Source organism: Saccharopolyspora sp. NPDC002376 (genome assembly GCF_053593195.1).
In genome coordinates, this window is sequence record NZ_JBSFBZ010000024.1 from 31,427 (window position 1) to 57,030 (window position 25,604).

Annotated in this window: 21 protein-coding genes; 12 read left to right on the top strand and 9 right to left on the bottom strand. The window is 68.3% G+C overall.

What is annotated here, in order from left to right:
• The first annotated feature begins 143 nt into the window (after positions 1 to 143).
• Complete coding sequence (locus ACWCO2_RS17715; RefSeq protein ID WP_450128799.1) at positions 144 to 1,301, top strand: lactonase family protein; 1,158 nt, start codon at positions 144 to 146, stop codon at positions 1,299 to 1,301.
• On the opposite strand, the gene ACWCO2_RS17720 is transcribed toward ACWCO2_RS17715, so the two are convergent.
• Positions 1,259 to 2,623: a glycoside hydrolase family 5 protein gene (locus ACWCO2_RS17720; protein WP_450128800.1), complete on the bottom strand. Its 1,365-nt coding sequence runs from the start codon at positions 2,621 to 2,623 to the stop codon at positions 1,259 to 1,261. The two genes, ACWCO2_RS17715 and ACWCO2_RS17720, sit on opposite strands and share 43 nt — an antisense overlap.
• A gap of 236 nt (positions 2,624 to 2,859) precedes the next feature.
• Between ACWCO2_RS17720 and ACWCO2_RS17725 the strand changes: the two genes are divergently transcribed.
• From ACWCO2_RS17725 to ACWCO2_RS17740, 4 genes are read left to right on the top strand one after another with little or no spacing between them, the layout of a single operon-like run.
• On the top strand, positions 2,860 to 4,146 hold the full coding sequence (locus ACWCO2_RS17725) for an extracellular solute-binding protein (protein WP_450128801.1): 1,287 nt from the start codon (positions 2,860 to 2,862) through the stop codon (positions 4,144 to 4,146).
• On the top strand, positions 4,146 to 5,027 hold the full coding sequence (locus ACWCO2_RS17730) for a carbohydrate ABC transporter permease (protein WP_450128802.1): 882 nt from the start codon (positions 4,146 to 4,148) through the stop codon (positions 5,025 to 5,027). The genes ACWCO2_RS17725 and ACWCO2_RS17730 overlap by 1 nt, the downstream gene beginning before the upstream one ends.
• On the top strand, positions 5,024 to 5,878 hold the full coding sequence (locus tag ACWCO2_RS17735) for a carbohydrate ABC transporter permease (protein WP_450128803.1): 855 nt from the start codon (positions 5,024 to 5,026) through the stop codon (positions 5,876 to 5,878). Before ACWCO2_RS17730 ends, ACWCO2_RS17735 begins: the two co-directional genes overlap by 4 nt.
• Complete coding sequence (locus ACWCO2_RS17740) at positions 5,875 to 7,350, top strand: beta-N-acetylhexosaminidase (RefSeq protein ID WP_450128804.1); 1,476 nt, start codon at positions 5,875 to 5,877, stop codon at positions 7,348 to 7,350. The genes ACWCO2_RS17735 and ACWCO2_RS17740 overlap by 4 nt, the downstream gene beginning before the upstream one ends.
• A gap of 13 nt (positions 7,351 to 7,363) precedes the next feature.
• Here the strand turns inward: ACWCO2_RS17740 and ACWCO2_RS17745 are convergent, their stop codons facing one another.
• Positions 7,364 to 7,810 carry an SRPBCC family protein gene (locus tag ACWCO2_RS17745; protein ID WP_450128805.1) on the bottom strand — a complete coding sequence of 149 codons (447 nt, stop codon included), beginning with the start codon at positions 7,808 to 7,810 and terminating at the stop codon, positions 7,364 to 7,366.
• Between the two features lie 166 nt (positions 7,811 to 7,976).
• On the opposite strand from ACWCO2_RS17745, the gene ACWCO2_RS17750 reads away from it, so the two are divergent.
• Entirely contained in the window at positions 7,977 to 10,499 is a 2,523-nt protein-coding gene (locus tag ACWCO2_RS17750; RefSeq protein WP_450128806.1) for an ABC transporter substrate-binding protein, read from the top strand.
• Between the two features lie 136 nt (positions 10,500 to 10,635).
• On the opposite strand, the gene ACWCO2_RS17755 is transcribed toward ACWCO2_RS17750, so the two are convergent.
• On the bottom strand, positions 10,636 to 12,123 hold the full coding sequence (locus ACWCO2_RS17755) for an alanine/glycine:cation symporter family protein (protein ID WP_450128807.1): 1,488 nt from the start codon (positions 12,121 to 12,123) through the stop codon (positions 10,636 to 10,638).
• A 175-nt stretch (positions 12,124 to 12,298) separates the two neighbouring features.
• Entirely contained in the window at positions 12,299 to 15,160 is a 2,862-nt protein-coding gene (uvrA, locus tag ACWCO2_RS17760) for an excinuclease ABC subunit UvrA (protein ID WP_450128856.1), read from the bottom strand.
• A 325-nt stretch (positions 15,161 to 15,485) separates the two neighbouring features.
• Between uvrA and ACWCO2_RS17765 the strand changes: the two genes are divergently transcribed.
• The 5 genes from ACWCO2_RS17765 (at position 15,486) to ACWCO2_RS17785 (ending at position 19,126) form a co-directional block, all read left to right on the top strand.
• Positions 15,486 to 16,235: a maleylpyruvate isomerase N-terminal domain-containing protein gene (locus ACWCO2_RS17765; protein WP_450128808.1), complete on the top strand. Its 750-nt coding sequence runs from the start codon at positions 15,486 to 15,488 to the stop codon at positions 16,233 to 16,235.
• A 179-nt stretch (positions 16,236 to 16,414) separates the two neighbouring features.
• A complete protein-coding gene (locus ACWCO2_RS17770; protein WP_450128809.1) occupies positions 16,415 to 16,912 on the top strand; it encodes a DUF7144 family membrane protein in 498 nt (165 codons plus the stop codon).
• Between the two features lie 49 nt (positions 16,913 to 16,961).
• On the top strand, positions 16,962 to 17,639 hold the full coding sequence (locus tag ACWCO2_RS17775) for an MBL fold metallo-hydrolase (protein ID WP_450128810.1): 678 nt from the start codon (positions 16,962 to 16,964) through the stop codon (positions 17,637 to 17,639).
• Complete coding sequence (locus tag ACWCO2_RS17780) at positions 17,636 to 18,007, top strand: DUF4440 domain-containing protein (RefSeq protein WP_450128811.1); 372 nt, start codon at positions 17,636 to 17,638, stop codon at positions 18,005 to 18,007. The genes ACWCO2_RS17775 and ACWCO2_RS17780 overlap by 4 nt, the downstream gene beginning before the upstream one ends.
• 75 nt (positions 18,008 to 18,082) lie before the next feature.
• Positions 18,083 to 19,126, top strand: coding sequence for an AI-2E family transporter (locus ACWCO2_RS17785; protein ID WP_450128812.1), 1,044 nt, complete (start codon positions 18,083 to 18,085; stop codon positions 19,124 to 19,126).
• Between the two features lie 12 nt (positions 19,127 to 19,138).
• Here ACWCO2_RS17785 and ACWCO2_RS17790 read toward each other — a convergent pair whose 3' ends face one another.
• Positions 19,139 to 20,932 (bottom strand): alkyl/aryl-sulfatase, encoded by a 1,794-nt coding sequence (locus ACWCO2_RS17790; RefSeq protein WP_450128813.1) that lies wholly within the window; start codon positions 20,930 to 20,932, stop codon positions 19,139 to 19,141.
• Between the two features lie 144 nt (positions 20,933 to 21,076).
• Between ACWCO2_RS17790 and ligD the strand changes: the two genes are divergently transcribed.
• Positions 21,077 to 22,075: a non-homologous end-joining DNA ligase gene (ligD, locus tag ACWCO2_RS17795; RefSeq protein WP_450128814.1), complete on the top strand. Its 999-nt coding sequence runs from the start codon at positions 21,077 to 21,079 to the stop codon at positions 22,073 to 22,075.
• Here ligD and ACWCO2_RS17800 read toward each other — a convergent pair.
• The 4 genes from ACWCO2_RS17800 to ACWCO2_RS17815 all read right to left on the bottom strand — a co-directional run bounded on the left by ACWCO2_RS17800 (position 22,072) and on the right by ACWCO2_RS17815 (position 25,563).
• On the bottom strand, positions 22,072 to 22,512 hold the full coding sequence (locus ACWCO2_RS17800) for a DUF2871 domain-containing protein (RefSeq protein ID WP_450128815.1): 441 nt from the start codon (positions 22,510 to 22,512) through the stop codon (positions 22,072 to 22,074). The two genes, ligD and ACWCO2_RS17800, sit on opposite strands and share 4 nt — an antisense overlap.
• A gap of 243 nt (positions 22,513 to 22,755) precedes the next feature.
• Complete coding sequence (bla, locus tag ACWCO2_RS17805; protein ID WP_450128857.1) at positions 22,756 to 23,640, bottom strand: class A beta-lactamase; 885 nt, start codon at positions 23,638 to 23,640, stop codon at positions 22,756 to 22,758.
• 178 nt (positions 23,641 to 23,818) lie between these two features.
• Positions 23,819 to 24,709: a serine hydrolase gene (locus ACWCO2_RS17810; protein WP_450128816.1), complete on the bottom strand. Its 891-nt coding sequence runs from the start codon at positions 24,707 to 24,709 to the stop codon at positions 23,819 to 23,821.
• Positions 24,706 to 25,563, bottom strand: a complete 858-nt coding sequence (locus ACWCO2_RS17815) for a LysR family transcriptional regulator (protein WP_450128817.1) — start codon at positions 25,561 to 25,563, stop codon at positions 24,706 to 24,708. Before ACWCO2_RS17815 ends, ACWCO2_RS17810 begins: the two co-directional genes overlap by 4 nt.
• Positions 25,564 to 25,604 lie beyond the last annotated feature (41 nt).

Sequence of the window (25,604 nt, forward strand, 5' to 3'; positions counted from 1 at the left end):
CGGTGGACTTCCCAAATTTAGGGAAATTTGGGAAGTCCACCGCCCGGTCGGACTTGAGGAAAACTTAAGTCTTTGTGGTCTAGTCCACTGGGTTCGAATGCGGCAGACTGTCCCGCGATCATCCACCGAGCAGGGAGAGCATCGTGCGGGACAACGCAATGCCGCGTCGCCGGTTCCTCACCGCCGCAGGCGCTCTCGGCCTCGCAGGCGCGGCCGGGGTGGTCGCCACCAGCACCGCGTGCGCGACCACTTCGTCGGCCGCACCCCAGGCCGATCCGGCGATGCACCACGCTGCCGGGCTGATGACGCTCATCGGCAGCTACACCTCGGCCTCCCCGGCCGGCCGCGGCCTGGAGGTGGCGATCCGCAACGACGCGGGCGTGCTCGAACCGTCCGGTGTGGTCGACGGGGTTCCCGACGCTTCGTTCTTCGCCTGGTCGCCGGACCACAAGTACCTCTACGTGACCAACGAGGTACCGGAGGGCACGATCATCGCCGTGGACCTCTCCGGGCACCACCCGGTGGTCCTGGGCAGCCAGCCCACCGGCGGCGCGGGTCCCACACACCTGACCGTGCACCCCAGCGGCGAGTTCATCTTCACCGCCAACTACACCGACGGCACGGTCGCCGTGCACCGCCGCAACGCCGACGGCACCATCGGCGAATCCACCGACCTGGTCAAGCACCCCGGCGCCGAACCGCACGCCCACCAGGTGCTCGTCGATCCCAGCAAGCAGTGGGTGGTCGCGGTGGACCTCGGCGCGGACGCCGTCTTCGTCTACGCCTTCGACGCGGCCACCGGCAAGCTCACTCAGCACCAGCACCTCGAACTGCCCGCCGGGACCGGACCGCGCCACCTGGCGTTCAACTACGACCGCGCTTACCTGCTAGCGGAGCTGAAGTCCGAAATCACCGTGCTGGACTGGGATCTGGACACCGGGCAGTTCACCCCAGGCCAGGTCATCGGCACCCGCGAACCCGACGCGAGCGGCGAGAACTTCCCGGCGGAGATCGCGATCACCCGCGACGCCAAGTTCGCCTACGCCTCCAACCGCGGTGACAACAACATCGCCACCTTCGCGATCATCGGCGAGGGCCTAGAGTTCCGGGGCACCACACCGGCCGGCGGCGACTGGCCCCGCCATTTCGCCCTCGACCCGGAACAGACGTCCCTCTACGTGGCCAACCAGCGCTCCGGCGCGATCACCCGCCTCGCCCGCGACGCGAGCTCCGGCGGGCTCTCCCCCACTCAGGACGTCTACGAGTGCCCATCGGTCGCAGCCGTGACCTTCCACGGCTGATCGTCGGCCGCACGGGAAGCGTTCACCAAGCGGTGCCATGCGCTGGCTCGCCAGTCGTCGCCGTCGTCGAGGAACATGCGGTTGCCGGTGCTGTCCCAGTGGGTCAGGGCCCAGCCGTTGCCCTCGCGGTTCTCGTGCCAGCCGACCAGGGGCCAGTAGGCGAAGTCGGTGTCGTTGGCGACGAGGAAGTCGACGAAGTTCTCGAACCACGCCCGGACCTTCGGGTCCTGCTCGTCACGGCCGCCCACGCCGAACTCGCTGATCCACAGCGGGGCGGTGTAGGGCTGGCCGTCCTCGGTCACGAAGAACGCCTGGCGCTGCAGCACGTCGTACAGCTCATCGCGGGACAGGTCCTGGTAGCGCGGGTCGCTTGTCTCCCCCATGCCCGTCGCGCCGGTGTGGTTCGGGCCGGTGTAGCCGTAGAAGTGCGCCGAGTACACCAGTTTTCCCGGTTTTGCCAACGTGTGCGACAGCGTCCGGACCGGTTCCAGCGTCGGCCGACTGTGCGGGAAACCGTCCACCGGGATGCCGACCCAGTTGATTCCTTCGATGATGATCAGCAGATTCGGGTTGGCCTCGTTGAGGATCCGGTCCCCCGCACGTTGCGAGGCGGCGAACCAGTCGTGCGCATCGGCCAGCCCCCAGTTCGGGTCGTCGAACACATCGCGCCGCACCTCGTTGTAGAGGTCGGCGCCGACCACGCGCGGGTTGTCCCGGTAGCGACCGGCCATGAACGCCCAGTCGTCCTCCCACTGCTGGTCGCTCTGGCTGCTGTTCCAGCGCTCGTTGCCGTCGATCCCGCAGCACCAGCGGGTGGTGTTGGTGTGGTTGTTCAGGATCACCGCGAATCCGCGGTCGGTGAGCGCGGAAACCGCCGTGTCGTAGATCTGCAGGCGGGTCTTGCCACGCAGCTCCGGGTTCGCCGCGACCGCCTGGTCCGGCACGATCGACTCGTCGCGGATCATGTCGTTGGCGAACGGCAGCCGGATGCTGTTGAGCCCGAGCCCGGTGAAGCTGTCGAGGATTTCGTCCATCGGCGCCCGGTCCAGGCCCAGCGGGATGCCGCTGCTGTTCTCGCCCGCATGGTGGTTGGCTGGATCGTCGACGTCGCCGCTGCCGTCGTAGGTGCCGCTGGCGCCATGCCAGTTCCCGGATTTCAGCTTGAAGCGAGAACCGTTGGCATCGACGATGTAGCGCCCTTCGGTGTGCAGCGGCGCGGTCCACGTCGCGGCCAGATCTGGTTCTTCGGCTGGAGCTGGACTGGGCTGCAGCGGTTGCACCAGCGTTGCCGCGAGGACGGCGGTGAGCACCCCGGCGATCATGCACTCTCCCTTGGTTCGGACGAATCGCGGACGGCGAACCGCTCATCTTCCCAGGGAGGACCGGCACTTTCGCAGGGATCGACAAGACGAAAACATCTGTGAATTCAACACTTTTCCCGCCGCACCTCGATCCAACCGCGAAAATTGGTTCAGACCTTGTTTTTCCCGGTTGTGATCCATAGCATCCGATTGCTCGGCGCAAAACAGGAATTGCGGACAGTGCAACGGAGACTGCCATGCGCGCCTGGAAAGCCATCACCGTCACCGCCATCGGTGCGTTGCTCGCCGCCTGCGGACCGCCGCAGGTGCAGCAGGACGGACCCGCTGAGGACGAAAGCACCGGCACTCTGCGGGTTTGGCTGTTCGACGAGGCCACCCGCGGCCCCAAGCAGGCCACTGTGGACGAAGCGGTGGCCCGCTTCGAGGCCGAGCACCAAGGCGTCGAGGTCGACGTGCAGTACATCCCCGTGGACACCCGCTCGGAAAGGTTCACCGGCGCGTTCAACGACCCGGCCAGCGCCCCGGACGTCGCCGAGTACGGCAACACCGACGTGGCTGGTTACGTCGCCGCAGGCGGCCTCGCCGATCTGACCGACCCGCTCGGCCAGTGGCCAGCGGCCGCCGACCTCAACGATTCGGTGCTGGAGACCGCGAAGGTCGACGGCAAGGTCTACGGCGTGCCCTGGTTTACCGGCATCCGGGCGCTGTACTACCGCACCGACGTCTTCGACGAGCTCGGCCTGAAACCGCCACGCACCAGCGCAGAACTGGTCGACACCGCGCAGCGGATCCGCGGAGCCCGCCCCGACCTCTACGGCATCTCCGTCGGCGGCAAGTACCACTACGCGCTGATGCCGTTCATCTGGGCCGCGGGCGGCGACATCGCCCGCCCAGACGACGACAACTGGGTGTCCACTTTGGATCAGCCTGCCGCCCGCGAGGGCGTGGCGACCTACTCGTCGCTGATCAGCGGCGGTGCGTGCCCGCGCGAGCAGTGCGCGGACATGACCGGCAGCCAGGCCGTGCAGGCGTTCGCCTCCGGCAAAGCCGCGATGACCATCGGCGGCGACTTCAACCGCGCCGCGGTGGAAGCCGGTGTAGCCGGTGGCAAGTACGCCGTGGTCCCGCTGCCCGGCAAGACCGACGGATCGATCGCCCCGGCCTTCGCCGGCGGAAACATGCTCGGCGTGCTGAAGTCCTCCAAGCGCGCGACGCTGGCCAAGGAGTTCGTGCAGCTGCTGGCGGGCAAGGAGTACCAGCGCAAGATGTACGAGGCGATGGGCAACCTGCCCACCTTCACCGACGTGCAGCAGGAAATCGCCGCCAACGATCCCGCCGTGGCGCCGTTCGTGCAGACCCTGCAAGCCGGAACCCGGTTCGTGCCCACCACCGACGGCTGGTCGAAGATCGATGCGCAGGGCGTGCTGCCGACGATGGTGCAGCAGGTCATCACCGGCACCAGCGTCGAGGAGGCCACCTCCGGCGCGGCCGAGCAGATGAACGTCGTCTTCGAAGGCCGCTGATGGCCGCACTGCTCTACCTCGCACCGGCCGGGCTGCTGCTGGCCGTGATGATGGGCTACCCGCTCTACCAGCTGGTGCAGATCTCCCTCTACGAGTACGGGCAGGCGCAGGCCTCCGGCGGTGCCGCACTGGAGTTCCTCGGCGCTGGCAACTACCTGACGCTGCTGGGCGATGCGAAGTTCTGGGCGATCCTGGCCCAGACCTGTCTGTTCGCCGCGGTGTGCGTGGTGGGCAGCCTGGCCGTCGGCATCGCGCTGGCGGTGCTGGCCACCAGGATCAGCCCGCTGCCGCGACTGCTGCTGTTCCTGGCCGCGATCGGGGCATGGGCCACCCCGGCGATGGCCGGTTCGACGGTGTGGCTGTTCCTGTTCGACCAGGACTTCGGGCTGGTCAACGAGGTGCTCACCGGGATCGGCGTCGACGGCGCGGCCGGTTTCTCCTGGACCTACGACAGGTTCGTGACCTTCGGTCTGGTGGCCGCTGAGGTGATCTGGTGCTCGTTCCCGTTCGTGCTGGTCACCATCTACGCCGGACTCAGCGGAATTCCCGGCGAGGTGGTGGAGGCCGCGGCGCTGGACGGCGCGTCGACGTGGCGGACCGCGCGCAGCGTGCTGCTGCCGATGCTCAAACCGGTGCTGGTGATCGCCACCATCCAGTCGATCATCTGGGACTTCAAGATCTTCACCCAGATCTACGTGATGACCAACGGCGGCGGCGTGGCCGGGCAGAACATGGTGCTCAACGTCTACGTCTACCAGGAGGCGTTCGCCGGTTCGAACTACGGGCTCGGCTCGGCCATCGGCGTGGTGATGACCGTGCTGCTCATGCTGATCACGCTGGCCTACCTTCGGGCGCAGCGCAAGGACGGGGCGATCGCATGACTTCGTCGCGAAAGCGGATGCCGCGCCGGATCGCCGACGCGGTGGCGGTGCTGATCGCCGTCGCAGTGGCGTTCCCGCTGTACTGGATGGTGCTCTCGGCGTTCAAGCCGGAAGGCGAGCTGCTGTCCGCCGATCCGCGGCCGTGGACGTTCGCCCCCACCCTGGGCGGATTCCGCCGAGTGTTCACAGTGGACGGTCTCGGCGGCTACTTCGCGAACAGCCTGCTGGTGGCCGGGGCGGTGGTGCTGCTGTCCCTGCTCATGTCGTTCCTGGCGGCGGTCGCGCTGACCCGATTCCGGTTCCGCGGCCGCACCGTGCTGCTGCTGATGATCCTGGTGGCCCAGATGGTTCCGGTGGAGGCGCTGACCATCCCGCTGTTCTTCCTGATGCGCGAAGTCGGCGGCGTGGCACCGGCGTTCGGCCTCAACCACCTGGGCTCGCTGGTGCTGGTGCACCTCGCGTTCAGCCTGCCGCTGGCGATCTGGATGCTGCGCGGGTTCGTCGCCGCGGTCCCCGACGAGCTGGAGGAGGCCGCCACCCTCGACGGCGCCAGCCGCGGCCGGTTCGTCTGGCAGGTGCTCTTCCCGCTGGTGGCACCGGGTTTGGTGGCCACCAGCGTGCTGTCGTTCATCCACGCCTGGAACGACTTCCTGTTCGCCAAGACGTTCATCATCTCGGCCACCGAGAACCAGACGTTGCCGATGGCGATCCTGGTCTTCTTCAAGCCCGAGGGCAACGATTGGAGTGCGATCATGGCCGGTTCGACGATGATGACGATCCCGGTGCTCATCTTCTTCGTGCTGGTGCAGCGAAAGCTGGTGTCCGGCCTGGCCGGGGCGGTGAAGGGATGAGCTGGGACTCGCTGCTGCCGCGCCCGGTTCGGGTCAGCCCGGCGGCCGGGGTGCTGGAGCTGGACCAGAACAGCACGGTCGGCGGCGAACCCACCACGGCCGACTGGTTCCGCCGCCACGTCGGGGCGGGCACCGGACTGCGGTTCGCCGACGCCGAGCGCCCGACGATCGAATTCCGCGTCGACGGGCGCCAATCGGTGCCGGGCGGCTACCACGCGCAGGTCCGCCCGGACGGCGTCGAGGTCGTCGCGCACGACGTGGCCGGCGCGCACCACGCAGCGCAAACCCTGCGGCAGCTGCTGGATCCGTCGGCGTACCGGTCCGCGCTGATCCACTACGGGCGGTTCGTGCTGCCGTGCGGGGAGGTCGAGGACCGGCCGCGGTTCGCCTGGCGCGGCTGCCACCTCGACGTGGCGCGCCACTTCCTGCCCAAGCGGGAGGTGCTGCGGTTCGTCGAGCTGCTGGCCGTGCACAAGCTCAACGTGCTGCACCTGCACCTGACCGACGACCAGGGCTGGCGGTTCGAGATGCCGCGCTACCCGGAGCTGACCCGGGTCGGCGCCTGGCGCAAGCGCTCGATGGTCGGCCGCGGCCCGCAACCGGAGTTCGACTCCCAGCCGCACGGCGGTTTCTACACCTCCGACGACCTGCGCGAGATCGTCGCCCACGCGGCCCGCCACCACGTCACCGTGGTCCCGGAGATCGACGTGCCCGGCCACAGCCAGGCCGCCATCGCCGCGTACCCGGAGCTGGGCACCGGCCAGCGCCGCGAGGTCTGGGACTCCTGGGGCGTCAGCAACGACATCCTCAACACCGACCCGGCGACCACCGACTTCTACCGCGCGGTCCTCGACCACCTGATGGACGTGTTCCCGTCTCCGGTGATCTGCCTCGGCGGCGACGAAGTCCCCGGCATCACCCCGGAGCACGGCACCTTCCTGCGCGAACTCATCGAGCACGTCCACGCGCGCGGCCGCCGCGCCTCCGGCTGGGACGAACTGCTGGAGTCGGTGGACCCGCTGCCGACCGGCACGATCATCGCGGCCTGGCGCGACGAGCAGGCGGCGGTGCGCGCCACCGAACGCGGCCACGACGTCGTCCTGTGCCCGGAGGACCACCTCTACTTCGACCACCGCCAGGCCGACCACCCCGACGAACCGATCCCGGTGGGCTTCCTGACCACGCTGGAGAAGGTCTACGGCTACCAGCCGCTGCCCGGAGCGCTCGGCGTCCAGGCGCAGGTGTGGACCGAGCACCTGGACACCCCGCGCCGCCTGGACTACGCGGCCTTCCCCCGACTCTCGGCCTTTGCGGAAGTGGCCTGGAGCCAGCAGCACGATCTCACCGACTTCCATCGCAGACTGGTCGACCACCACCTCCCCCGCCTGGACGCCTGCGGCGTCGAGTACCGCCCCCTCGGCGGCCCGCACCCCTGGCAAACCCGCCCCGGCGTCCCCGGCATGCCCCGCTGATGTCGGACGAAGGTCAGTCCTGGTTCTCCTCGAGGTGGGACTTGAGGCGCTGAAGGGTGGCTTCGATGGACCGGAGGTTCTGCTTCGGCAGACCAGTCCGCGCGGTCAGCTTCGGCAGCATCGTCGTGTAGTCGTAGGTCTCGGTGACCTTGGTCGCCGACTCGCCTGCCGGCTCCAGCTCGTACCGCCAGCGACCGGGCATCATGTTCCGCCACGCGATCCACCGGTTCTCCTCGTACTCCACGACGGTGTTGGTGACCCGGTAGCCGATGCCCTTGCGCATCCGCATCCCGAACTTCGACCCGAGCACCAACCGCTCCGGCCCGCTCATCTCCCCCTGCACGGTGCCAGAACCGTCGATGACCGCATGCTTGCGCGGATCGGCCAGCACCGCGAAAACAGCCTCCGCAGGAGCATTCACGACCACGCTGCTGAACACCGAGAACTCGTTTTGACCCATGCGCCAAAACGTAACGACCTCAGGTCACGAACCAAGCACGGTTGCTGGTCGGCGGCCGGAATGTTCCGCTGAACGTGCCTTCAGGCAGATCCGCGAAACCAGTGCCTCCCGTCACACCTCATCTGTAGTGTCACTGCTGATGGTCAGCTGACCACTGGGGGTGCTCATGACGGAAGCGACCACGGGACAAGGGGTTCCGGTCGCTCAGCTGCCGCAGCGCCTCGGCTGGCGGTGGATCAGGCGCAAGCGGCTGGAGAAGATCCCGGACCAGCCGATCGTCCACCTGCTGCGCGAGAAGAACCCGGGCGCGCTGGTCGACCAGCTCTCCGATCACCTGGGCGCCGTCGTCCCGCACGTGGTGCTCGACGTCGGCGCCGGCCCGGCCGAGACCCAGCGGCAGAAGTCCGTCCAGATCCGCAAGCTGCTCGACCGCGCGGCGCTGGGCCTGCGCGACGCCGACTCGTGGCCGCGCATCGGTCGTCTGCGCTTCCGCCGCTACGCGCTGCTGAGCTGGCTGCTCAAGAAGAACCTGCCGCAGACGAACCTGGCCCGAGCACCGCACTCCGACGTTCGCCACCTGCTGCGCGAGTACCTCAGCAGTCGTCGCCCGCGGCGCACTCAGCAAGAAGAGCAGCTGGAGTCGCAGGGCTGGGAGCTGGCCGCGCAGAACCTGCCCTGGTACCTGCACCTGCTGTCGCTGATGTTCTTCCCGGTCTACTACGCGTGGTGGATGCGGGCGGGCCGCGTCGCGCGCTGGTTCATGCGACAGCCCTATCTGTCCCCCGGTGAATCGGCCGACTTCCCCAGTTTCGCGCAGCGCCTGATCGCCACGCCCTCCCGCTTCGAGAACGCCGAGCAGGTCCGAAAACTGCTGGTGCACGCGTTCCTGGCCGACCTCACCGATTCCTACAAACGGCGGCTGTGGCGCTGGAAGTGGGTGCCGAAGGACTGCTATCCGGTCCTGCTGCTGCGCAACCTGCGCGACGAGAGCACCGGCAAGCTGCTGGTGCGCCTGATCAACGACGTCCGCAACGAGACCGGCTCGCGGGACCCGCTGCTGGTCATCGGTGCGGGAGCGGCTGCCCTGCCGGAGGAATCGTCGAGCGAATCGGTGACCCTCGAGCAGTGGCCGGAGAAGCTGCAGAACGCGCGCCGCCGCCGCTCCTCCACCGCCTGGTACGTCCCGGTGCAGGTCGCCGACGAACCTGGCAGCACTGACGACGAATCCACGCTGTCGCTGGGCCAGGCGGACCTACCGCTCAAGCGCTCTCGGCTGGTGCGCCGCGTCCCGGCGATCGCGCTGGTGGCACTGCTGCTCGTCGGCACCGGCGCCTACGTCAAGCAGTACGTCGGCCCGTGCGGACAACTGCTTCCTTGGAACGGCCTGAAGCTGTGGGCGGAGGGTGACGAGTGCGTCGGGCTTTCCGACGGCACTTTCGAGTTCACCAAGCAACTGCCGCCTGACGGTGACAACAAAACCGAGAACGATTTCCTGGCCGACTTCATCAACGCCCAAGATCAGATCAAGAGGCAGAACAACGAGATCGACTTCGAACGCGGCAAGGACACGCGTCCGTCCGCGACGATCGTCTACTTCAGCACGCTGTCGGCTCCGAAGCTGTACTCCTCGACGCTCAACGGAGTCCGCGAAGAGCTCAGGGGCCTGGCCATGGCGCAGCGCAACTCCGCGATGAGCGGCGGACCGCTGATCCGCATCGAGTTCGCCAACGGCGGAGACCGCATGAAGCACGGCAGCGCAGTCGCGGAACAGATCATCAAGTTCGCGGAGCGCAAGAAGAACTCGGACTCCCCGGTGATCGGCGTCGTCGGGCTCGGCGGCAGCTGGACCGGCACCAGGGAGGCGATCAAGAAGCTAGGTGCCGCCGGACTGCCGATGGCGGGCACGACGACGTCGGCGGACAAGTTCCAGGAGACCAGCAAGCTCTACCACCAGGTCGGGCCGGACAACGAGCAGCAGGCGCAGTTCATCAAGAGCTACCTCGACAGGTTCCACCAGAACAAGAACCTCACGGTCTACTACTCGGGTTCAACCGACGACCTCTACAGCTCCAACCTGGCCGAAGACCTGACGGAGGCGTACCGCCCGGGGGCGGCCGCGAGGATCCGGTTCTCCCAAGAGGCCCGGATCAACTGCGGCGAGCAGGAAGTGGTCTTCTTCACCGGACGGGCCGACGAACTCCGCAACTTCCTCGAAATAGTGCGGAACGCCTGCAAGCGCGAGCGCGCCACCCTTCCGCACGTGATGGCGGGCGACGACATCACCAAGTTCATGCTCCGGGGCGAGCTGAAGGAGAGCGTGACCGGAAACTTGGAGTACACCTCGTTCTACGGGAAGACCACCGAAGACGCGGGAGTTGAGCTGGAAGGACGCGCATCGCTGGCATACGACGCGTTCAACGTCCTGCAACGAGCGCTGATCAATGTCGTGGGCGCCAGCCTCCCGCCGGAGGAGGAAAGAGGAGTCCCGTTGGACGGCCCGTCTGTGTGGCGCGGCATCGCCGAGATCAAGGCGCCCGACAAACTGCTCTTCGGCATCACCGGCGACCTCAACTACGCAGAAGGCACCGGGCAGGTACCGGCTCAGAAACAGATCTCGATCATGCGCACGGACGGAAAAACCGATCCCCGACCGGTCTGGACCTGTGGGAACGGCATCTGCGAGCCGTGACCGTCCACCGGTTGCCGGGCCGGACCCGGCACGATGGCCGCAACCTGACGCGCACCACCAGCGCCTGGAAACGCCGCTGCGGACGGGCGCCCCTGGTGGGCGTCCCGTCCGCAGCTCAGATGTGCGGGAAAACCCCTCAGCTGGCCGAGGTCTTCTCCGGCTCGGTCGCCTTCGGCTCCCAGCACTCGACGCCGGTCAGCTCCGGCAGGCGGTCCCGGGTGAAGACCGGGTCCAGGCCCTGCTTGCGCTGCTCGTTGTAGTCGCGGAGGAGCTTGAACGCGATCGCGCTCAGCGGGGCGATCGCCGCCAGGTTCACCAGCGCCATGATGCCCATCGTGGTGTCGGCCAAGTTCCACACCAGGTCCGAGGACCCGATCGCGCCCAGGAAGGTCACCGCCAGCACGATCCAGCGGTAGCCGGTCAGCACCGCGCGGTTCTGGGTCAGGAAGCCGACGTTGGACTCGCCGTAGAAGTAGTTGCCCAGCACCGAGGTGAACGCCACCAGCAGGATGATCAGCGTCAGCAGGTGCAGCGACCAGTTGCCCAAGTTGAACTGCAGAGCTTCCTGAGTCATCGTCGGGCCGCGGTTCTCACCGTAGGTCGGGTTGGACAGCAGCACGATGAACGCCGTGGTGGAACACACCAGCAGGGTGTCGACGTAGACGCCGAGGGTCTGCACCAGGCCCTGCTTGACCGGGTGGCTCACCGAAGCGGTGGCACCGGCGTTCGGGGCCGAACCCAGACCGGCCTCGTTGGAGAACATGCCGCGTCGCACGCCCTGCACGATCGCAGTGCCCAGACCACCGGCGGCGATCTCCTGGAAACCGAAGGCGTTGGCGAAGATCTGGCCGAACACGCTGGGCAGCGCGTCGATGTTGAGCACCACGATGACCAGGCCGAGGATCATGTACAGCCCGGCCATGAACGGCACCAGCAGCTGCGCGACGTGCGCGATGCGGCGCACACCGCCGAAGATGACAGCGGCGGTCAGCACCACCAGGGCCAGGCCGAGCACCGGCTGCAACCAGTCCATCCCGGTCGCGCCGGTCGCCTCCACCGAGGTCATGACCGCGCCGACGATGGTGTTGCTCTGCACCGCGTTGAACACGAAGCCGAAGGTGATCGTGATGACCACCGCGAAGAGCACGCCCATCCAGCGGGAGCGCAGGCCGTGCAGCATGTAGTAGGCCGGACCGCCGCGGAAACCGGCCTTGTCGCGCACCTTGTACAGCTGGGCCAGGGTGGACTCCACGAAGCTCGCCGCACCGACGACGAGACCCATCATCCACATCCAGAACACCGCGCCAGGCCCGCCCAGCGCGATGGCGGTGGCCACACCGGCGATGTTGCCGGTGCCGATCCGGGCGGCCGCGGAGATCGCGAACGCCTGGAACGACGAGATCGCTTTCTTGCCGTCCTCCGCGGTCTCGGCCTTGCCGACCATCGCGCGGACCATCTCCGGGATCATCCGGATCTGCACCGCGCCGGAGCGGACCGTGAAGTACAAGCTGAGCACGGCCAGCACCGGGATGATCAGGTACAGCCAGAACGTGTCGTTCAGCGCGACGATCGCGTCGTTGAGCGCTTCCACGTAGAACCTTTCCGCAGGGTTGTTGCGGAGCATCAGCGTTCCCGCACGCATCTGGTGTATGCGCCCGCCAAAGATCACCGCTTTGTTCGGTCGGCACAGTCTGTCCGACTCAGGGTTCGATCGGCCGGTGCCGTGGCGCAATGGTTACAAAACGGGGCCTGCTGCGAACGCAGGCCCCGTCTCGCTTTTACGCCTCAGACCAGTGCTTTCAGCATTCGGCCAGCACCGGAGCGAGGAAGTGGCCGGTGTGGCTCTCGTCCACCTCGACGAGGTCTTCCGGCGTGCCCTCGGCCACGAGGGTGCCGCCGCCGGAGCCGCCTTCCGGCCCCATGTCGAGCACCCAGTCCGCGGTCTTGATCACGTCGAGGTTGTGCTCGATCACGATCACCGTGTTGCCCTTGTCCACCAGGCCGTTGATCACGCCGAGCAGCTTGCGGATGTCCTCGAAGTGCAAGCCGGTGGTCGGCTCGTCGAGGATGTAGACCGTCTTACCGGTGGAGCGCTTCTGCAGCTCGCTGGCCAACTTCACGCGCTGCGCCTCACCACCGGACAGCGTCGGGGCGGGCTGGCCCAGCCGCACGTAGCCCAGACCGACGTCCACCAGCGTCTTGAGGTGGCGGTGGATGGCGGTGATCGGTTCGAAGAACTCCGCGGCCTCCTCGATCGGCATGTCGAGGACCTCGGAGATCGTCTTGCCCTTGTAGTGCACCTCCAGGGTCTCCCGGTTGTACCGGGCGCCCTTGCACACCTCGCACGGGACGTAGACGTCGGGCAGGAAGTTCATCTCGATCTTCAACGTGCCGTCGCCCGCGCAGGACTCGCAGCGACCGCCCTTGATGTTGAAGGAGAACCGGCCCGGCTGGTAGCCGCGCACCTTCGCCTCGGTGGTCGCCGCGAACAGCTTGCGGATGTGGTCGAACACACCGGTGTAGGTGGCCGGGTTGGACCGCGGGGTGCGGCCGATCGGCGACTGGTCGACCTGCACCAGCTTGTCCACGTGCTCCAGGCCCTTGACCCGGGTGTGCCGGCCGGGCACCTGGCGCGCGCCGTTGAGCTTGTTCGCCAGCACGGAGGCGAGGATGTCGTTGACCAGCGTGGACTTGCCCGATCCGGACACACCGGCGACCGCGGTCAGGCAGCCCAGCGGGAACGACACGTCGATCTTGCGCAGGTTGTGCTCGCGCGCGCCGACCACGGTCAGCTGGCGCTTGCGGTCAGGGACGCGGCGCAGCTCCGGCACCGGGATCTGCCGCCGCCGGGACAGGTAGTCACCGGTCAGCGACTTCTTGTTGGACAGCAGCTTCTTGTACGGGCCGCTGTGCACGACCTGGCCGCCGTGCTCGCCGGCGCCGGGGCCGATGTCGACCACCCAGTCCGCGCTGCGCACGGTGTCCTCGTCGTGCTCGACGACGATCAGAGTGTTGCCCAGGTCCCGCAGCCGGCTCAACGTCTCCAGCAGCCGATGGTTGTCTCGCTGGTGCAGACCGATCGACGGCTCGTCCAGCACGTAGAGCACGCCGACCAGGCCCGACCCGATCTGGGTGGCCAGCCGGATGCGCTGCGCCTCACCGCCGGAGAGCGTCCCGGCCGCGCGGTCCAGCGACAGGTAGGTCAGGCCGACGTCGAGCAGGAAGCCCAGCCGCGCCTGCACCTCCTTGAGCACCGCGCCGGCGATCATCTGCTCGCGCGGGCCGAGCACCAGACCGTTGAGGAACGTCGCGCACTCGTGCACGCTCAACGCGCTGACCTCGGCGATCGACAGCTCACCGAGATCGGCGTTCTCCATGGTCACGGCCAGGATCTCGGGCTTGAGGCGGGTGCCGTCGCAGGCCGGGCACGGCACGTCCCGCATGTAGCCCTCGTACTTCTCGCGGGCGTAGTCGGACTCGGTCTGCTCCAACCGCCGCTCCAGGAACGGGATGACGCCCTCGTAGTTGGCGTAGTAGGAGCGGGTTCGCCCGTAGCGGTTCTTGTAGCGGACGTGCACCTGGTCGTTCGAGCCGTGCAGCACGGCCTTCTTGACCTTGGTGGACAGCTGCCGCCACGGGGCGTCCATCCGGAAGCCGATCGACTCCGACAGCGAGGTGAGAAGCCGGGTGAAGTACTCGGCGGTGTGCCCACCGGCCCAGGGCGCGATCGCGCCGTCGGCCAGCGACAAGTCCTCGTCGGGCACCACCAGCTCGGGGTCGACCTCCTTGCGGATGCCGAGCCCCACGCACTCCGGGCACGCGCCGTAGGGCGAGTTGAAGGAGAAGGAACGCGGCTCCAGTTCGTCGACGCCCAGCGGGTGACCGTTCGGGCAGGCCAGGTTCTCGGAGAACTTGCGCTCCCGGTTCGGGTCGTCCTCGTCGAGGTCGATGAACTCGATCAGCACCAGGCCGTCGGCCAGCCGCAGGGCGGTCTCCACCGAGTCGGTCAGCCGCTGCTTGGCACCGGCCTTCACGGTGAGCCGGTCCACGACCACCGCGATGTCGTGCTTCTCCTGCTTCTTCAGCTTCGGCGGCGCGTCGAGCGGGTGCACCACGCCGTCGACGCGAGCGCGCGCGTAGCCCTGCGACTGCAGCTGTTCGAAGAGGTCGACGTACTCGCCCTTGCGGCCGCGCACCACCGGCGCCAGCACCTGGAACTTGGCCCGGTCGGGCATCTCCAGCACCTGGTCGACGATCTGCTGCGGGGTCTGCTTGCTGATCGCTTCGCCACAGGTCGGGCAGTGCGGTTTGCCGGCCCGCGCGTACAGCAGGCGCAGGTAGTCGTAGACCTCGGTGATGGTGCCCACCGTGGACCGCGGGTTGCGGCTGGTGGACTTCTGATCGATCGACACCGCCGGGGACAGGCCTTCGATGAAGTCCACGTCGGGCTTGTCCATCTGACCGAGGAACTGCCGGGCGTAGGCGGACAGCGACTCGACGTAGCGGCGCTGCCCCTCGGCGAAGATGGTGTCGAAGGCCAAGCTCGACTTGCCGGACCCGGAAAGCCCGGTGAACACGATCAGGCTGTCCCGGGGCAGATCGAGGTCGATCCCGCGCAGGTTATGCTCACGGGCGCCGCGGACGACGAGGCGGTCAGCCACAGTGATCCCTTCGGAAGTTCTGGCGTTGAGGTCGACGCGCACCGCTGCGGGCCGGGCCGCGAGAACCCGGTCATCGGCAGGTCGCGACGTCGCGTCGTCCATGCTATTCGGGGCCACCGACAGTCCCGGACCGGCTGCGCCCCGCACCCGGCGCGACCCCCGATTATCACTCCAAGGTGTGACATCCGAAGCGGTTGGCCGCCGCCATTACCGACGATACGCAAATTCCCCCGGAATGGGCACTGTTGCCCTTGTGGCCTGCGCAATTAGGCTCGGTGTCTCACATCGCGCACCGCGCGCCCCTCACTCTTCCGCGAGGTGGAGCATGGCTGACATCGCCCCCGGAACCACCGCGCACGTGACCCGCGAAGTCTCCGCTCAACTGGCCGCGGTGGAACGCGCCACCCAACGGCTGCTGCGCACGGTCGGCGACCTGGACGAGGTGTCCATGCGGCAGCCCAGCCTGCTGCCCCGCTGGAGCCGGGCGCACGTGATCGCCCACCTGGCGCGCAACGCCGACGGACTGGTCAACCTGATGATCTGGGCGCGCACCGGCATCGAGCACGCGATGTACGCCAGCAGCGACGACCGCGACCAGGCCATCGCCGAGGGCTCCCAGCACAGCCACCGGCTGCTGTTCGAGGACCTTGCGGCATCCTGCGACCGATTCGCGAACTCCGCACAAGAGATGCCCGAGAACGCGTGGACCGCCGAGATCGCCGATTCCGCCGGCGACCCGATCCCCGCCCACCACGTGCTGCGGCTGCGGCTGATGGAGGTGTGGGTGCACTTGGTCGACCTCGACCACGACGTGGACTTCGCCGACATCCCGCGGCACGACGCCGAACAGCTGCTGGAGGACGCGGTCCAGCAGTTCGGCGGGCGCCCGGACGTGCCAGCGCTGGCGGTGGAGGTCGACTTCGGCGACCACCAGCGCACCTGGGACCTGCGCGGCACCACGGCCCCGCCGAGCCGCGTCCGCGGCGAGCCCGGCCCGATGCTGGGCTGGCTCCTGGGCCGAACCGACGCCCAAGACCTCCAAGGCACCGCCCCAGACCTCCCCGACTGGCGCTGACCCCGGGCTCCCGGTCGCTCCCAGTGATCGCCCAATTTTAGGGAAATTCGGAATTCCCGGAACGTCACTTCCGGCATGCAGAAGGGCGCCTGGGGCGACCAGTGCCCGGGCTGCGCAGTTCGCCCGATCGCGCGACGCTGGCGGTGGAAGTCATCGAGTTCGCAGAGGGGGCGCTCGAGATGTCCAGTCCGCAGACCGGCCCCGGTTCGGAGCAGCAACGCGCCGAAGCGCAGGAGGCCAAGCAGCAGGCGCAGGCGCCTGAGCAGCAGAAGCAGTGGGCGATGACGTCCGCGCAGGAGCCGACCGCGATGTCGGGGTGGCTGGCGTTCGCCGGCTCGCTGATGCTGCTGGTCGGAATCTTCAACATCATCGACGGCCTGACCTCGCTGTTCCGCGCCGACTACTACGTCGTCGGCGCGGCCCAGCTGTTGGTCTTCAACTTCGCCGCGTGGGGCGTGATCTGGCTGGTGCTGGGCGTCCTGCAGCTGGCCGCCGGGGTGGGATGCATGTACGGGAAGGAGTGGGCCCGCACCACCGGCATCGTGCTGGCGGCGCTGGTCGCGATCGGCCACCTGGCGTTCCTGGCGGCGTTCCCGCTGTGGTCGCTGCTGGTGATCGCCCTGTCGGTCCTGGTGATCTACGGCCTGATCGTCCCGGCCGAGAAGGCCCCGGCTTGATCGCTCCGCCACGCAGAACGAGCTGAGGGACAGGCTCTAAGCTCGGGGCGTGGAGTTCGAAGCTGAGTACACGGGACATGTCGACCACGGTGGAAAGCCTGCTCGGCGGGAGCTTGATGCGCTGACCATCACCAAGATCTCGGTCGGCCCAATGGACAACAACGCGTACCTGCTGGTGTGCCGCAACACCGGCGACGCGTTGCTGGTCGACGCCGCCAACGACTCCGAGCGGTTGACCGACCTGCTCGGCCATGACGAGCAGCGCCCCCGGCTGCGCACCATCGTCACCACCCACCAACACCACGACCACTGGCAGGCGCTAGGTTCGGTAGCCGGTCAGACCGGTTGCTTCACGCTGGCGCACCCGGACGACGCCGAGGCACTGCCGGTGCCGCCGGACCGCCTGGTCGAGCACGGCGACACCATCGAGGTCGGCGACTCGCAGCTGTCGGTGATCCACCTGCGCGGCCACACGCCGGGTTCGATCGCGCTGCTCTACCGCGACCCGAAGGGTCACCCGCACCTGTTCACCGGCGACTCGCTGTTCCCGGGTGGGGTCGGCAAGACGAACTCGCCGGCCGACTTCCGGTCGCTGCTCGACGACGTGGAGAACCGCATCTTCGCCGAGCTCCCGGACGACACCTGGTTCTACCCGGGCCACGGCGCTGACTCGACCATCGGCGAGCAGCGCCCGCACCTCGCCGAGTGGCGGGAACGCGGCTGGTGATCCACACCGAGGTCGAGCGCCTGCACCAGCTGCTGGCACGCTGGCTCGGCCAGGACTGCGACCCCGCAGTTCTCGCCGAGCTCCGGGACTCGCACGCGGACGACTTCACCCTGATCACCACCGAAGGCGCGGTGCTGACCGCCGAGCAGCTCTTCGCTGCGCTCGCCGGTGCGAACAACTCCGCGCCGGGCCTGGTGATCGAGGTGGACGAGGTCGCCACGGTCGCTGAGAGCGCCGAGTTCGCGGTCGTCCGCTTCCGCGAAACCCACCACCACGACGGCCGGGCCACGGCACGCCGCACCACCGCGGTCCTGCGCCGCACGTCTGACGGCCTGCGCTGGCAACACGTGCACGAAACCGCGGCCTGACCACGATCCACGGGCGAGGCCGCGGGGTCTGCCGGATCCTGTTGGGGAGTCATCCCAGCAGGAGGCTGGTGCATCATGGCCGACTCCGAACCAAGCACGGGCCCGTCCCTGCTGCGCCACGCGCAGATCGCCTGCGTCTACCTCGCGGTGGTGGTGCTGGCAGTGCTTGCCTACTCCGTGCGCAACATGCTCGTGCTGATCTTCGTGGGGTTCTTCCTCGGCCTCGGGGTGGAACCGCTGGTGGCGTGGTTGCACCGGCACCGCTGGCGACGCGGGTTGGCGATAGCCGCGGTCATCTTCGCAGTGGTGCTCGTCGTCGGCTTCATCGTGCTGTTCGCGGTGATACCGGCGGTGGGCCAGGTCGGCCAATTCGTGGCCAACCTCCCCCAGGTCCTGTCGCAGCTGGGCCTGCACCTGGGCAACCACGACTTGCGCGCCGAGCTCGACGACCCGGCCGTCCAGAGCAAGGTGCAGGGGGTAGCCAAGCAAGGCGCCGCGCTCCTGGCGACCGCGCTGGGCGCCGGGTTCGCGGTCATCGGCTCCTTGCTCGGCGGGATCTTCGCGGCGTGCACGACGGGGGCCTTGCTGGTCTACTTCTCGCTCGCCATGCCTCGACTCCAGGGCGCGATGACGCGTGCCGCTTCCAACCACCCCGGGCGCCCGGAAGCAATCCTTGCCGCCATGAACCGGGTCGGGGGCTACGTCACCGGCCAGGCGCTGGTGTCGCTGTGCGCAGGTGCGGTGTCGTACGTGTTCTTCCTGATAGCGGGAATCCCCTACCCCGCGCTCCTGGCGATCGTGGTCGCCCTGTTCGACGCCATTCCGCAGGTCGGGGCGACGCTGGCTTCGGTGGCGGGGATCCTGGTGGCGCTGTCGCAGAGCTTCGCGCTGGCCGTGATCACGTTGCTGTTCTTCATCGTCTACCAGGCCATCGAGAATTACCTGATCGCGCCAAGGGTTTTCGCGCGGACCGTCGAGCTGAGCCCGCTGGCCGCCTTCGTGGCGATCCTGCTCGGCGGATCGCTGGCAGGTGTTCTGGGCGCGCTGATCGCACTGCCGATCACAGCCGCGCTGAAGGTCCTCTACCACCAGGCCCGCGCCGAGCACACCGCCGCATGACCGTCCGGTGGGTCATGGCGTGACGATCGGGAAGTTCGGGTCCGGGTCGTCCACGAAACCCAGCAGCGCGGTGAGGGCCTCGCGGTCGCCCTGGTGGTCGACGTCAACCGGTTGTTGTCCGTTGACCAGTGCGAGCAGCTGCGGTTTGGTCAGTGTGAGGACGAGATCGGCCGGTTCGGCGCCGACCGGCTCCTGGACGAGCGCACCGTTGGACAGGGTGGTGCGCACGTGCTCGTTGACGTCGGTGACGTGCCAGTCGACGACCAGCCTGGTTCCCGCCGCCCGCGGCCCGTCGATCCGGATCGCCACCGAGTCGAGCAGCTGCTCGACGGTCAGCGCAGCCAGCATCCCGGCCGAGAGGCTCATTGGGTTCGGGGTGACGCCGTGCCGGAGCTCCTGCGCGCCGGTGAGGTAGAAGTTTCGCCAGGTGCCGTTCTCCGCGCCGAACCCCAGCTGCTGGTAGGTGTCGACGAGCAGGTCCCTCGCGGCGGTGTGGTCGGGCTCGGCGAACACCGCGTGCTTGAGCAGCTGAGCGGCGAAGCGCAGGTCACCAGCGGACGCGTACTCAGCGGCCTTCTCGACGACCCGATCCACACCTCCGAGGCAGTCGACGTAGCGCTGCGCCGACTCCACCGGCGGGTGCTCCCACAGGGAAGCCGGATTGCCGTCGAACCAGCCCATGTACCGCTGGTAGACCGCTTTGACGTTGTGGCTCACCGAACCGTAGTAGCCGTGCGAGTGCCACGCCGATTCCAGCGCGGGCGGCAGTTCGAACCGCTCGGCGATCTCGATGCCGGTCCACCCGCGGTTGATCAGGCGAAGCGTCTGGTCGTGCAGGTAGGCGTAGAGGTCCCGCTGTTCGGTCAGGTGCTGCTCGATGCGCTCGCGTCCCCAGGTGGGCCAGTGGTGCGATGCGAACGCGACCTCGGCGTCGGATCCGAACAGCGCCATGGCCTCGGTGAGGTAGCGCGACCAGTTCCGGGCGTCGCGGACCTGCGCGCCGCGCAGCGTGAGGACGTTGTGCATGTTGTGCGTGGCGTTCTCGGCCAAGCACAGCGCTCGGTGCTCCGGGAAGTAGAAGTTCATCTCCGCCGGTGCCTCCGTGCCCGGGGTGAGCTGGAAGCGGATGCGGACGCCGTCGACCGACTCCTCCTGACCAGTGCGCGTGATGTCGACCGTGGGCAGGATCAGCGAAACGGTGCCCACCGAAGTCGTCTGCCCCAGCCCGGTGCCGACCTGCCCGGTCGGCCCCTTCTCCAGCACCATGCCGTACATGTAGTTGCCGCGGCGCGACATGGCCGTGCCGGCGTAGACGTTCTCCGACACGGCGTGCTCCGTGAAACCGACCGGGGCCAGGATCGGCACCTTCTCGGACACCACTCCGGCGACTCCGCCGAAGTGGTCGACGTGCGAGTGCGTGTAGATCACCGCGGTGACCGGGCGGTCACCGCGGTTCGCCCGGTACAGCGCCAGGGCGGCTGCGGCTGTTTCGGTGGAGATGAGCGGGTCGATCACGATGACGCCGCGGTCACCTTCGACCAGCGTCATGTTCGACAAGTCCAGTCCGCGGACTTGGTAGATGCCCGGCACCACCTCGTAGAGGCCCTGCTTCGCGCACAGCTGGGACTGGCGCCACAAGCTCGGATGCACCGTCTCCGGGCAGTCGTCCGCCAGGAAGGAGTAGGCGTCGTTGTTCCACACCGCTCCTCCGCGCTCGTCCTTCACAACACCCGGTTCCAGCGCGGCGAGGAAACCGCGATCGGCGTCCTCGAAATCGGTGCGGTCGGCAAAGGGCAGCTCGCTCACCGGACACTCCCATCCCCTCGAACGTCGACCTCAGTACAACGGCTGCCTCAGCGCCCTGCAGCGCGATCAGCACCGCGGAAACCACTGCGTTCGTCGGGGGCTGGTTCTAGGGTGACGCGTGGAGACGGTGGGTGGAGGTCGACCGTGGGTGATTCGGTGGTGCTGGAGATCGGGGGCACCGAGGTTTCGGTTTCGCATCCGGACAAGGTGTTCTTCAGCAAGCGCGGGGAGACCAAGCTCGACCTGATCCGGTACTACCAGGCCGTGGCCGAGCCGCTGCTGGGCACTCTGCAGGGGCGGCCGCTGCTGTTGGAGCGGTATCCCGACGGGGCGAGCGGCAAGTCGTTCTTCCAGAAGCGGGTGCCCAAGTCCGCTCCGCCGTGGTTGCGGACAACCGTGGTGTCCACGCCGAATGGGACCACCAGCGATGCGCTGGTCGCCGCCGACCTCGCGCACATCGCCTGGGCCGTGAACCTCGGTTGCCTGGGCTTCCACGTCTGGCCGTACCACGCCGACGCTCCCGAAGTGACCGACGAGCTGCGCATCGACCTCGACCCCTCCCCCGGCGTGACGTTCCCGCAGGTCGTGGAGACGGCCCAGCTGACTCGGCAGCTGCTCGGCGAGTACGGCATCGGCGCGCAGGTGAAGACATCCGGCTCGCGGGGCCTGCACGTCTACTCCTCGCTCCTGCCGCGGTGGAACAGCTACGAGGTGCGGGCCGCCGCAGTAGCGCTGGCCCGCGAGCTGGAACGCCGGCGCCCCGACCTGATCACCGCCAAGTGGTGGAAGGAAGAGCGGGGTTCGCGGGTGTTCGTCGACTACAACCAGAACGCCCCGCACAAGACCGTTTTCGGCGCGTGGTGCGTGCGCCCGCGAGTGGGCGGGCAGGTGTCCACGCCGATCTCGTGGGACGAACTGGGCACAGTGGAGCCGGATTCGCTGACCATCGCCACCGTGCCGGATCGGCTGGCCGCGCTTGGTGATCCGTGGGCCGGTCGGCAGCCGCAGTCGATCGAGCCGCTGCTGGAGCAGTCCGCTCGGGACATGGCCAGCGGGTTGCAGGACGCGCCGTGGCCGCCGGTCTACCCGAAGCAGCCCAACGAACCACCGCGCGTCGCACCCAGCCGCGCCAAGCGGAACTAGCCCACCTTCGCCTCGTCGGCTTCCTTGCTGGCCTGCTGGCCTGGCAGCACCTTGCGCAGCGCGAGGAACAGGTGGATCACGCCGAAGGTGATCAGGATGTGGCCGAGCCCCGCGATGCCCGAGATCGCCGCCGAGCTCTCCGCGCCGAACACCGTCATCGTGCCGTGCACCACCATCATCGCGGCGGTGAGCACCAGACCGGAGTTGTAGAACCAGAAGAACAGCGTGAACAGGCGGTTGCCGGACAGCCCGAACACCTTGTCCAACGCGAGCACCACCAGGAAGAACAGCATGCCCAGCGCGAGCAGGTGGGTGTGCACCACCGCCAGCTGGGTGTCACCGGTGAAACCCTGGGCCTTGGTCAGCTCGCGGTAGTACAGCCCGGCGATCAGCCCGAGAACCGTGTAGCTCAACGCAGCCCAGTAGAGCTTCTTCATCGCAATGCGATTCCTTCCGTGCGATCACTGTCTACGGGGCCTACTGTCCTCCGCTGCTCGTTGACCTGCATCGACCCGGGGGTCGGTCGTCCGCGGCCGAAAGCTGGAGTGCGGAATCAACCGTTCGATCGATGCGGGCGTCCGTCCGGCTGTGCTTCCGTTCTCGGTAGACTTCTCCACAAAGGACCGAACCCGGCGCGCTGCGGGGAAAGTCGTTCAGCGAGCCGGAAAAACCCGTGCCGGTCAGCGGAGCTCGGCGGCCACCAAACGGCCGGCTTCGGCGATCAGCTCGTTGCTGCCCTCGTCGTCCGGCCCAGGCCTCGTGGTCAGCGCCGCGATGACGATCGGCGCGCCGTCCTCGGTCCAGGTGACCCCGACGTCGTTCGCCGTGCCGTAGTCGCCGGAACCGGTCTTCTCCCCCGTGCGCCAGTTCGGCGGCAGCCCGGCGCGAAGCTTCTCGGCGCCGGTGGTGTTGGCGATGAGCCACTTGGTCAGCTGGTCGCGTTCCGGGGCCGCGAGCGCATCGCCGACCACCAAAGCGCGGTAACCCGCGGCGAGTCCGGCCGGGGTTGAGGTGTCCCGCTCGTCGCCGGGGATCGCGGTGCCCAGGTCGGGCTCCCACCGGTCCAGGCGGGTGGTCGCATCGCCGATCGAGCGGGCGAACGGCGCGATCGCCTGCGGGCCGCCAAGTTCGCGCAGCAGCAGGTTGGCCGCTGTGTTGTCGCTGACCGTCATGGTCGCCTCGCAGAGCGCGGAGACCGTCATGCCGGTGTCCACGTGCTGCTCGGTGATGGGTGAGTAGGTCACCAGGTCGCCGCGCGAGTAGTGGATCACCTTGGCGAATAAATCGCTGGCCAGGCCGTGTTCGCGCAACATCGCGGCGACGGCGTAGGTCTTGAAGGTGGAGCACAGCGCGAACCGCTCATCGGGGCGGTTCACCAGGGTCCGACCGGTGCGGACGTTGACCGCGTACAAGCCCAGGCGGGCGTCGTAATGCCGCTCCAGCTCGCTCAGATCAGGGCCGGGCGCGGCGGGCGCAGGCGGCGCGGCACCCTCGACGGTGCCGCACGCCACCAACGCCGGAACCGCCAGCAGCGCCCCCAGAACAGCACGTCGCCCGACGCGAATTTCGTTGTGCCGCAACTACTTCTCCGTTCAGTCCGTCGACCGGAAGCCCGGTCGGGAACCAATTAAGCAGCGTCTGAGCGATCGCGCCAATCCGCAGTCGACGGCGCGTTGATAGCAGTTCGCTATGACCGCAGCGTTCGACTAGTCCCAACTGCCCGATTTCGGCTGAAAAAATCTCTCAAAGCCGCCCGGAACGCAGGTCGTCGACGGCGATCCGGGCGCACTCCCCGATCGCCGTGTCGACGCGCGGCAGCGCAGAATCGGCTCGTGCGGCGAGGGTGAACACCGCCACCGCGACCGGCTCCTCGCCCTCGAACTCCACCACCGACACTTCGTTGCGCACCGCACCGACGGTGCCGGTCTTGCCCGCGACCTGGACGCCCTGGAACGGGAAACCGGATCGCACCCGGTGCATCCAGATCTGCTGGCCCATCAGCCGCCGGATGAACGCGCACTGCTGCGGCGAGGCGACGGCGTCGGTCCAGATCAGCTCCAGCAGCCGGGTCATGTCGCGCGGCGTGGTGGCGCTCGCGTACGCGGGGTCGTAGGCGCTGGCGGTGCGCGCAGCGTCGTTGTTGCTGAGCAGCTCGAACGCTTCCGCAGCCGTGGTGGCGCCGAGGTCGCGGACCAGCGAGGCGTGCTGGTCGGCGACGCCACCGACCACGCGGGTGCGGGTGAGCCCCAGGTCGTCGAGCGCCTCAGCGATCGCATCCAACCCCACGGCGCCGAGGATGACGTCCGCGGCGGAGTTGTCGGACACGGCCATCATCGACGCGGCCAGGTCGCGCCAGGACACCGACACCGGGTCGAGGAACGTCGAAAAGCCGCTCGGTCCCGGTGTGCAGGAAGTCGGGTCGATCCGCACCACGCCGCGCGGGTCTACCCGTCCGCTGTCGAAAGCCCGGCACAGCGCGACCAGCAGTGGCAGCTTGTAGACAGAGGCGGTGACCACCAGCTCGTCGGCACCGACGCAGAGCTCCCGTCCACCGCCGAACTGCGTTGCGTGCACCCAGCCCTCGGCACCGGCATCGGCGAGCACCTCGCGGATCCGGCGCTCGACGGGGCTCATCGCGTCCTCCGCAGCGCCGCCTCGAACGCGGTGCGCACGTCTTCGGCCGCGGATTCCTGCCAGACCAGCCGCACCCGCAGCGCCAGGTCGTCCCCGGCCGGTGCCCGGACCACGCCCGGGCCGTCCAACATCGGGTCGGCGGTCAGCGCGAACGCCCGACCGGCGGCGACCGCGGTGATCGCGTCGCGGTCCCCTGGCGCGGGCAAGAAGTCGGCGTCCAGTCCCTTGGCTCGAAGGGTGTCCACCAGCAGGTCGAAGGCGGCCGTGCCGTGGCTGCGCGGAGCCGTCGCGCACGCCAACCCGCGCAGCGAGCGGAGCGCGGGCTTGCGGTCGGCCGGGATCAGCAGCCAGCGCGGGATCTTCAGGACCGGTCCGGAAGTCAGCGCACCGATCAGCGCGGGGTGGTGCACCGCCGCGCAGTCGAGCCGCCCCGCGGAGACCGCGTCGACCAGGTCGACGGTCGACGCGGTCGTGGTGATCACGGTGCGGGTGGCCGGATCCGGCGCCGCCGCCCGTACGGCTGCGGCGCAAGCGGCGACCTGCCAGTCGCTCAACGCTGCGATGACGCCGATGCGCACCGCGCCGCGGTTCTCCCGCTGCCGCCGGGCTTCTTCCTCGAACTGGTCAGCACCGTCGAGCAACGCTCGCGCACGAGGCAGCAGTTCAGCTCCGGCAGTGGTCAGCTGCACACCGCGCGAACCCCTGGTGAGCAGGGTGACGCCGAGCTTGGTCTCCAACCGCTGCACGCCCTGGGAGATCGGCGGCTGGGTCATGCCGAGCCGATCGGCGGCGTGCCCGAAGTGGCCCTCCTCGGCGACCGCCACGAAGAACCGGAGATGGCGAAGCAGATCCACGACCCGATCAAACCACTTCGGGGAACCGGCACAGAGCACCG

What these genes read in the sequence shown, in the direction of transcription:
- ACWCO2_RS17720 (WP_450128800.1), bottom strand. Translation starts at nt 2,623, where the DNA reads ATGATCGCCGGGGTGCTCACCGCCGTCCTCGCGGCAACGCTGGTGCAA.
- ACWCO2_RS17725 (WP_450128801.1), top strand. Translation starts at nt 2,860, where the DNA reads ATGCGCGCCTGGAAAGCCATCACCGTCACCGCCATCGGTGCGTTGCTC.
- ACWCO2_RS17730 (WP_450128802.1), top strand. Translation starts at nt 4,146, where the DNA reads ATGGCCGCACTGCTCTACCTCGCACCGGCCGGGCTGCTGCTGGCCGTG.
- ACWCO2_RS17735 (WP_450128803.1), top strand. Translation starts at nt 5,024, where the DNA reads ATGACTTCGTCGCGAAAGCGGATGCCGCGCCGGATCGCCGACGCGGTG.
- ACWCO2_RS17740 (WP_450128804.1), top strand. Translation starts at nt 5,875, where the DNA reads ATGAGCTGGGACTCGCTGCTGCCGCGCCCGGTTCGGGTCAGCCCGGCG.
- ACWCO2_RS17745 (WP_450128805.1), bottom strand. Translation starts at nt 7,810, where the DNA reads ATGGGTCAAAACGAGTTCTCGGTGTTCAGCAGCGTGGTCGTGAATGCT.
- ACWCO2_RS17750 (WP_450128806.1), top strand. Translation starts at nt 7,977, where the DNA reads ATGACGGAAGCGACCACGGGACAAGGGGTTCCGGTCGCTCAGCTGCCG.
- ACWCO2_RS17755 (WP_450128807.1), bottom strand. Translation starts at nt 12,123, where the DNA reads ATGCTCCGCAACAACCCTGCGGAAAGGTTCTACGTGGAAGCGCTCAAC.
- ACWCO2_RS17765 (WP_450128808.1), top strand. Translation starts at nt 15,486, where the DNA reads ATGGCTGACATCGCCCCCGGAACCACCGCGCACGTGACCCGCGAAGTC.
- ACWCO2_RS17770 (WP_450128809.1), top strand. Translation starts at nt 16,415, where the DNA reads ATGTCCAGTCCGCAGACCGGCCCCGGTTCGGAGCAGCAACGCGCCGAA.
- ACWCO2_RS17785 (WP_450128812.1), top strand. Translation starts at nt 18,083, where the DNA reads ATGGCCGACTCCGAACCAAGCACGGGCCCGTCCCTGCTGCGCCACGCG.
- ACWCO2_RS17800 (WP_450128815.1), bottom strand. Translation starts at nt 22,512, where the DNA reads ATGAAGAAGCTCTACTGGGCTGCGTTGAGCTACACGGTTCTCGGGCTG.
- ACWCO2_RS17810 (WP_450128816.1), bottom strand. Translation starts at nt 24,709, where the DNA reads ATGAGCCCCGTCGAGCGCCGGATCCGCGAGGTGCTCGCCGATGCCGGT.